Source organism: Streptomyces jumonjinensis (assembly GCF_009600885.1).
GTDB lineage: Bacteria > Actinomycetota > Actinomycetes > Streptomycetales > Streptomycetaceae > Streptomyces > Streptomyces jumonjinensis.
In genome coordinates, this window is record NZ_VCLA01000127.1 from 1 (window position 1) to 7435 (window position 7435).

Genomic DNA, 7435 nt, shown 5'->3' on the forward strand with positions numbered 1-7435 from the left:
GACCCCCGGGAGGAGTGTCCCCCGGGTGCCCGCCGCTTCTGCCTCGCACCTCCCCTCCCACAGCCCTCTGGAGTACCCGCTCGTGGAACGGTCGGCGAACCAGGTCCGGCCGCGCGCCTGGGGTGGGTGGGGCGTGGGGCGATCGGGGATCATGTCGTCGTGTGATCACCATTCATCTGAAGTATGAGATCGATCCCGACCGTATCGAGGACTTCGAGGAGTACGGCCGCCGGTGGGTCGCGCTCGTCAACCGGTTCGGCGGTACTCATCACGGGTACTTTCTGCCCAGCGAGGGCGACAGCGACATCGCGTACGCGCTCTTCTCGTTTCCCGGTTTCGCGCAGTACGAGCGCTACCGGGCGGACAGCGCCACCGATCCCGAGTGCCAGGCCGCATTCGAGCTGGCCCGCCGGACGGGTTGCATCCGGCGGTACGAACGCCGCTTCCTACGGCCCCTCGACCAGGAGGGAAACAGCAGTTCCGGAGGGTCTGCCCGCTCGTGACCGGCGGGCGAGCGCGGCATCCGCCGACATGGCGACACCGGCCGCGCACTGAGGCACGGCTGGTGCAACACGGCAGCGCGTTCCACCTTGGCCTGCGGAAACACCTCGATCTGGGCTGTCGGAGGAGTGTTGCGCTGCCGTGTTGCACCACCGGCCGCCGTGTCAGCGGGCGACGTCCCGGCGCTGCGAGCGCGCCGGGACGTCCTCACCACCATGGTCACCGGGTTCTCAGGGTGAGGCCCGGATCCTGACGGTGGTGATGCGCAGAGAGGCTTCGGCGACGTAGTAGACGATGAAGCATCCGGCGACGGTGGCGTCGCGCCGATCACGCTCTCCTCGGATCGCGGCGGATCCCGCGCCGTAAGGGTCGTCGGCGAGTTTCGCCATCCCCGTGTCGAACTGCTGCCGCAGACCGGTCGGCATCGCGTTGCGCGCGGTGGCCGCCGCCGGGGCGTAGGCCACGGTGAACCGGCTCACGGCCCCACCGGCTGTCCGTCGCCGTTCACGACACCGCTGTAATCCCCCGCAGTCAGACGCCCGAACAGTTCCTCATCCGCCTGACGTGCCCCGGCGGGCAGCGCCCAGCGGGCCGCGACCCGTGGCAGATCCTCCAATGCGGCCGCATCGATTTCCGCCTCGAACACCGACCTCTCCTGATCCGTCAGGCCAGCACGGATCTCACCCAGCGTTCCCGGCAAAGTCACCCACTCACCGTCAATGACCGTACGCAACACCCGGTCCCTCCCTTCCCCACCCAGCTCCGGCCGGGCCGGGCCCCGACGGGCCCAGTATGGGCGCGTGTCGGGCCCGCCTGCCGGAGAACACCCCTTGCTTCACCCCGGAGCGCGGACAGCACGAGATCCCGGGCACGACCGCGCCCGGGATCTGTCTGTGCACTGGTGTCCGCCGGGTTCAACGACCGGCGGCGCGGCCCGGTCGCCCCGGACCCCACTCGCCGTCGGTGGCGACCAGCACATGCTCGGGGAACTCCGCGGGCACATGGGCGTAGCACGCCCAGCCGACCGGGTCTTCGGCCATGAACGCGGGCCAGGTGTCGGGCATCTGCCACATCGGCCCCTGAAGCTCGGGCCGCTCGGCGAGAGTGGTGATCGTGAGAGTCATGCGCCGAACGGTAGTCGCAGGGCCAGCCGAAGATCATCGCAATTTTCGCCGGGTGAGAGCCCCTGACAGCGCGGGACCGGCGTAAGCCTTACGCATCCGGACCCGCCCGCGATCCCTCACAGCAGCTCCCGAGTGCCGGGCGACCCGCAGGTCCGCACCGATGCGCGATTTCCCTCGCCGCGGGCAACGTTGAGAGAGACAGGGGACGAGTTCCCGGGCCGCGCCCGGAGTGGAAGCACGGGCCGAGCACGCGGTCGAGAGCGCTTGCGACCTCGCAGACACCGTCACACCCACCGTCTGGAGCACACGGGGATTTGTGGCCTGCGCGCCGATCGTCGTGCACCGGCCGTCCCCTCGGACGGCCGGAGAGTCACCGAGCACACGGCCGGGACGAGATCTCCGGCACCGACTACAGCGCCCACGATCCGGTCGCGTCCCTCGAAGCCGCGGGCGTAAGCGAGTCCGGTGAGCACAGCTGGACGACCGGGAGGGGACCGGATGGCGCGGCGACTCCTGGACGACCTGTCGGTCCCCGGGATTCCGACCGCGGCGCGGTCGGCGCTGCGCCGGGCGCTGAAGCTGCTCCCGCAGTCGTGTACGGATCAGTTGCGTTACGGGGAGCGCTGGCGCGGCCGGGGGAGTTTCGGGGGAGTCGGTGGTGTGCAGCCAGTCGACGTGTGGCCGGTGCCTGCCGTTGGAGGTCACGCTGGAGCGGGCCTCCGGGGACCGGTAGGAACGGTGTCGCCGGCCGCGAACAGTGGTGATCGTCGGGCCTTCCTCGTGCGGGGGAGGGGGTGCACGGCACCCGATGACAGCATCTGAAGGCGATGGGGGTGGAGTTCTTGCTCCCATCGCCGACTGTCCGACTGCCGGACGCTACCTCGACGCTTCCGCCGAACCCTTCGAAGGCGGCCTTGGTCGCGCAGTCGCTGCTGGCTCGGTTGACCACCTTGCCTGCTATGACCGGGCCACTGCCGCCGTACCAGCCGATGACGCCGTCGGTGAAGCCCATGTCGCAGTCGGCTGGTGGGGAGTAACGGTCCGCTTTCCATCCGTCCACGACCCTACGAGGCGGGGCCGTACTGGGGAACCGTCGCCCCCGCCCGCGTGGGGGTCGTTCGCCCGTGCGGGAGCAGATACCGGGGTGCTTGGCGTGACCTTGTAGGGCGCCTGTGAATCCGTCATTGAGGATGGGGCGGGTCGTGGCAGAAGGTACGCGAGCAGCGGCTGGAGCCATGGGTTGGCTTTCACGGGCTGTGTCTGCAGGAGGCCGACGATGCGGGTGTGCCGGTCAGGTGGCCCGAAGACCGGGAGATCGACGGCGGGTTCCTCATCGCGCATGAAGGACGCATCGACCTGTGGAGCGCGGGTCACTCCCACGGCGCCGTGATGACGGTCGAGGTGCTGCTGAAATTCCTGAAGAGAAGGAATCCGTGTAACGAACGGCAGAACGGCAGAGTTGACGCTCATCTCCTTGCCCTCGACTGCGCCGACCTGCCGAGCTGGGCGGCGAGGCGTCCATCGACCTCGGACTGGGCTGCGAGGAGCCCCCGGCGAGCACCGTCAGCGGCACGGGCAGCACGCGGACCGTCCTGCCCGGCGCTGGGCGCCGCGCGCCGACGACTGTACGGGCGGTGGTGTTATCGCGGCTGCTGCTCGGCGATCACAGCCCAGTCGTCCGCTGCGCGGCCGTCGGCGATCGCCTGGTCGAACACGTCTCTGAGCAGTTCGCCGAACGGCAGGGAGACCGCTTGGCCGGCTGCTGCGTCGAGGGCGAGGTGGAGGTCCTTGCGTCCGAGTGCTGTGGTGAACCCGGCCGGCTGGTATGTCCGCTGTGCGATCATCGATCCATATCCGGAGTAGACGGGTCCGGGAAAGAGGGTCGAGGCCAGCAGTTCGACGAACTGGTTCGGGTCGGCACCGGCCGCGTCGGCGACGCTGACCGCTTCCCCGAGGGACTGGATCGCGCAGGCGATCAGGTAGTTGCCCAGGACCTTGGCTGTGTTGGCCTGCTCGGGTTGCTCGCCCAGGCGCCAGGTGCGCGATCCGATCGCGTCGAAGAACGGCTGCACCCGGTCGATGAGCCCGGGCTCTCCTGCGGCGAGGATGTTCAGCGCACCGTCCTCCGCGACGCTGACCCGGCCGAACACCGGGGCGGCGACATAGCCGATCCCGTGCGCAGCGTGCGCCTCTGCGGCACGGCGGGCCAGCCCGACACTCACCGTGGCCACGTTGACGTGGACCGCCCCGCGTTGGGTCTCGCCGAGGACCCCGGAGTCGAGGAGGGTCTCCGCGAAGGCGGTGTCGTCGGCCAGGACCGAGAACACCACCGGGCGCTGGAGGGCCTCCGCGACGGATGCGACGCGGAGGGCGCCGTCCTCCGCGAGCTCTTCCGCCGGCCCCGCCGAACGGTTCCACACCGCAACCTCATGGCCTGCGCGCATCAGATTGCGCGCGATCGCCCGCCCCATCCCGCCCAGACCGATGACGGCAACCTCGCCCATCGCGCAACCTCCACAAGCGAACTGTCCAAGACGGTTCCATTGTGGCGTGAGCTGATGCCTGTGTCGAACCGGCTAAGATGGTTCAAGCAGTGGTCCATGGTGGTACGGAAGGTGGTGACCGTGGAGGCCCGTCAACTGTTCCGGCTGGACAACGAGGTACTGGCGTTCCGCTTCACCGCCACGATGAGCGACCGGGCCGGCACGGCGCCCAGGGAGCGGCTCACCAACCCCGGCCGGCTCAAGCTCTGGTTGCATGCCGCGGGCCTCGGCGTGCCCGACGTATCGCCCGCCGACCTCCAGGACGCGCTCGACCTCAGGGAAGCGATCTACCGTGCCGGGCTGGCCGTCGCCGGCACCCGGCGACCCGATCCGGATGACGCGGCGATCCTGAACCGGGCCGCGGCCGCAGGACAGCCGAGGCCCGCGCTCGAGAACGGACTCGCAGTCCGGCACCTGAGCGAGGAAGCACCGGTACCGGACGCGCTCGGAATGCTTGCCGCCGACGCCATCCACATACTCGGAGGCCCCGACCGCAACCGGATCACACCATGCGAAGGCCCCGGCTGCGCCGGGCTCTTCCTCGATACCAGTCGCGGTGCCAACCGCCGCTGGTGCTCAATGAACACCTGCGGCAACAGGGTCAAGAAAGCCCGACTCGCCGACAAATAACCGACTACAGGAAACCGCCCCCAAAGCTGTCCGGTACCGTCTCGCGCTCATATCACAGGCGGGTCGCCGGCTGCGAACGCCGCCGACGCTTTGTCAACAACCTTACGACCCGCCATCTAGTCGCAGTTACTGACGAGGCCCGAAGCCGGCTGATGCACCGCGTGCTCAACGACAGCACACCCGACATCGCCACCCGCATTCGCCATGCCATCGCGCTCTTCCGGGGGGCGACACCTCCGCCGAGAGTGAGCGGTAAGCGGTCGTCACGCTTGCGGGGATCCTTGAGGAACGCCGTTCCCTGATCGAGGACCAGAGTGGCAAGCTTGACGAAGGTGACCTGTTTCGAGGTCGCCAACCGCTGCAACCTGCGCCATCGCCGGGCAGACCAGTGGGGCGGCTACGACGAAGCGTTCCTGGACCGGACCAGCCGTGTCACAAGGACGGGGCCCGGCCCACACCGTTCGTCCAGGAGGTCACATGCGCATCAGAGCTTCACGCTCCGCCAGTCTGTCAGCCGGGGTTGCCTTGTCCGCCGCCGGCTTGGGGGCCGGCTCCGGTTGCGGCAGTCAGCAGGAGGCGAGCGGCGGCACTGAGGTACAGGCGCAGCGTGCCCGACAGGTCGCCGCGGCGTCGGACGGGTCATTCGCCGCTGCGGCGTGGCGGGTCGGCTTCCACCTCATGGGCCCACGTCCAGCTCGGCGGGCCCCATCGCGACCCGCCTGATCGACGTATGCCTCACCACCACCAGCCTGACCCTGAACCCACCGACCCCACCCTGAAAACCTCAGTAACCGGGTCCCGGCGATGAGCTGGGCCGGGTCGGCCACTGCCGGGAGGTCCTATCGCCGCACCTCCAGGGCACGTGCCGCGTTCTTCAGCTGGGCTTGTTTATTGGCCGTGAGAGATTCGAAGACCGCTCTGTGGCGGGCTATGACGCGGCGCTGTGCCGCACTCTCGGTCGTGTGCCAGAGTCTCAGCAGCCCGGATGATCGCTTGCACCGTACATCCGCTCGCGCTGTCTCGATCTCCCGTGCTGTGACGGTGCGACTGTCCAGATCCCACTGCGGGTCGCCGATCGCCTTGTCCGGATGAGTGTAGGCGTAGCCGGCTTGCTTCATGCACGTACTCCAGCTGCTCCTGGCCTGGTTGACCTCGGCGGTGGCCGATGAGCGCAGGAGAGTTCTGGAGCTCTGGGTGGCCAGCCAGGAGGTGTCTGCGGCGGGGGTGCCCAGTGAGAGTGCGGAGTCGGCCTGGTGGTAGCAGCCGGGGTCACTTTCCGCGCCGTACAGCGCGGCTTCCTCCTCCGCGCTGAGTCTCTCGGCCCACTGCGGCTGTCCGCCGCTCCACATTTCCGGTGGGTGATAGCCGAAGCGGCTCGCGGCCCGTATGTCCCCGACGCCGTACCGACGGCTGTTGTCGTAGCTGTCCGGTGGTTCGGGGGTGGCTCCTGGCAGGTCGAGATCGATGCCTCGGGCCTGGAGGCAGTGCTCGGCCAGGAGATGTCGGGCGCGTTCACGCAGCCAGGTCTCCCGTGGATTCCACTTGTAGGCGTCGAAAGGAAGCGGTAGCCGGAAGGAAGAGGTCCACGCGGACGGGGGGCGGCTGCTGGTGTGTTCCGGAGAGTGGCGGACCGTGCAGGAGGGAAGAACCAACACGGCCAAGGACAGGAGCGTCAGCCGATTCCTGTGCACGGTCTGCCCCCCTTCATCGTGTCGTGTGAGCCCCCGCACCGCTCGCATCGGCGCGGGGACTCATCGTCGGTCGGACCGGTCAGGCACAGTTGAAGAACAGTGCCGAGCTGGCCCTGTCGTTGCCGATTCTGTTGTCGGACAGGGATCCGTCGCCGGCCCCGTTGTCGAAGCCGGTGAAGTCACCCTGATAGTTGGCGTGCTCGTAGAGGCGCACACTGCACCCGGTCCGGTTCTTCACGGAGCTGGTCTCGTCGTTCATGTCGACATTGGTGAGGTACCCGTTGTTGTCCCTCCAGTGATTTCCCATGAAGTCGTCGTCCTCGTGTGTGATGTCCCGCCAGTGGTTGACGCCCCCCTGGTTGAAATTGGCGTTCTCGAAGAGGCAGAAATTCGGCGCGTTGCAGCTTCCGGCCCGTATGTCACTTGCTTCCGCCTGCGCGGCCGGAATGAAGCCGGGGACGAGCACGGTCGCCGCGAGCAGGGCGGCGGTCGCGAGAGCGGTCTTCTTCAGCGGTTTCATGAGATGGGGCGTCTTTCTGTGTGTCCTGCCGCTGTGGGGGAGAGGGTGCTGTGGCCGGTTCGTTGGACGGCTGCCGGGCCTGTCTGCGGAAGTCCTGGGGGGTGGAGCTGTAGGCGTGACGGAAGGCGCGGCTGAAGACGGTGGGATTGGTGAATCCCCAACGGCGGGCGACGGCGTGGATCGGGTAAGCAGCAAGTTCCGGGCGGGTGAGGTCGGTGCGGCAGCGTTCCAGGCGGCGGTGACGGATGGTGGCCGCAATGCCTTCGCCGTGCTGTTCGAAGAGGGTGTAGAGCGTGCGAAGGGAGATGTGGTGATGGTCGGCGACGGCCTGGGGTGTGAGGGCGGGATCGTTGAGGCGGCGGTCGATGAAGGCGTCGATCCGCTGGAGGAGTACGCGGTTCCGGGTTTCGCGCGGGAGGGTTTCCC

The 7435-nt window shown here is 68.4% G+C and carries 8 protein-coding genes and 3 pseudogenes; 3 read left to right on the forward strand and 8 right to left on the reverse strand.

Features of this window, described 5'->3' with window-relative positions; all coding sequences use genetic code 11:
- The first annotated feature begins 161 nt into the window (after window positions 1-161).
- Window positions 162-503, forward strand: a complete 342-nt coding sequence (locus FF041_RS14900) for an NIPSNAP family protein (protein ID WP_323391880.1) — start codon at window positions 162-164, stop codon at window positions 501-503.
- Between the two features lie 228 nt (window positions 504-731).
- Here FF041_RS14900 and FF041_RS14905 read toward each other — a convergent pair whose 3' ends face one another.
- The 5 genes and pseudogenes from FF041_RS14905 to FF041_RS40060 form a co-directional block, all read right to left on the reverse strand.
- The gene (locus FF041_RS14905; protein ID WP_323391881.1) at window positions 732-980 is read right to left on the reverse strand and encodes a hypothetical protein; all 249 of its coding nucleotides are present in this window, start codon (window positions 978-980) and stop codon (window positions 732-734) included.
- Window positions 977-1237 carry a hypothetical protein gene (locus FF041_RS14910; RefSeq protein WP_323391882.1) on the reverse strand — a complete coding sequence of 87 codons (261 nt, stop codon included), beginning with the start codon at window positions 1235-1237 and terminating at the stop codon, window positions 977-979. The genes FF041_RS14905 and FF041_RS14910 overlap by 4 nt, the downstream gene beginning before the upstream one ends.
- A 217-nt stretch (window positions 1238-1454) precedes the next feature.
- Window positions 1455-1625 (reverse strand): annotated as a pseudogene (locus FF041_RS14915) (N-acetyltransferase); the annotation flags it as partial.
- A 1640-nt stretch (window positions 1626-3265) separates the two neighbouring features.
- Entirely contained in the window at window positions 3266-3697 is a 432-nt protein-coding gene (locus FF041_RS40055; protein ID WP_323391886.1) for an NAD(P)-dependent oxidoreductase, read from the reverse strand.
- Window positions 3674-4159, reverse strand: a pseudogene (locus FF041_RS40060) (NAD(P)-dependent oxidoreductase); the annotation flags it as partial. The gene FF041_RS40055 and the pseudogene FF041_RS40060, both read right to left, overlap by 24 nt.
- A gap of 24 nt (window positions 4160-4183) precedes the next feature.
- Between FF041_RS40060 and FF041_RS14925 the strand changes: the two are divergent.
- Both FF041_RS14925 and FF041_RS39000 read left to right on the forward strand, forming a co-directional pair.
- Window positions 4184-4798: a CGNR zinc finger domain-containing protein gene (locus tag FF041_RS14925; protein WP_228388222.1), complete on the forward strand. Its 615-nt coding sequence runs from the start codon at window positions 4184-4186 to the stop codon at window positions 4796-4798.
- Window positions 4799-4914: 116 nt separating this feature from the next.
- Window positions 4915-5217 (forward strand): annotated as a pseudogene (locus FF041_RS39000) (hypothetical protein); the annotation flags it as partial.
- Between the two features lie 420 nt (window positions 5218-5637).
- Here the strand turns inward: FF041_RS39000 and FF041_RS14930 are convergent.
- From FF041_RS14930 to FF041_RS14940, 3 genes are all read right to left on the reverse strand, one after another.
- Window positions 5638-6459: a hypothetical protein gene (locus tag FF041_RS14930; RefSeq protein WP_153523291.1), complete on the reverse strand. Its 822-nt coding sequence runs from the start codon at window positions 6457-6459 to the stop codon at window positions 5638-5640.
- Between the two features lie 109 nt (window positions 6460-6568).
- Entirely contained in the window at window positions 6569-7009 is a 441-nt protein-coding gene (locus FF041_RS14935; RefSeq protein WP_153523292.1) for a peptidase inhibitor family I36 protein, read from the reverse strand.
- The gene (locus FF041_RS14940; protein WP_323391887.1) at window positions 6909-7388 is read right to left on the reverse strand and encodes a helix-turn-helix domain-containing protein; all 480 of its coding nucleotides are present in this window, start codon (window positions 7386-7388) and stop codon (window positions 6909-6911) included. Before FF041_RS14940 ends, FF041_RS14935 begins: the two co-directional genes overlap by 101 nt.
- Window positions 7389-7435: the final 47 nt, after the last annotated feature.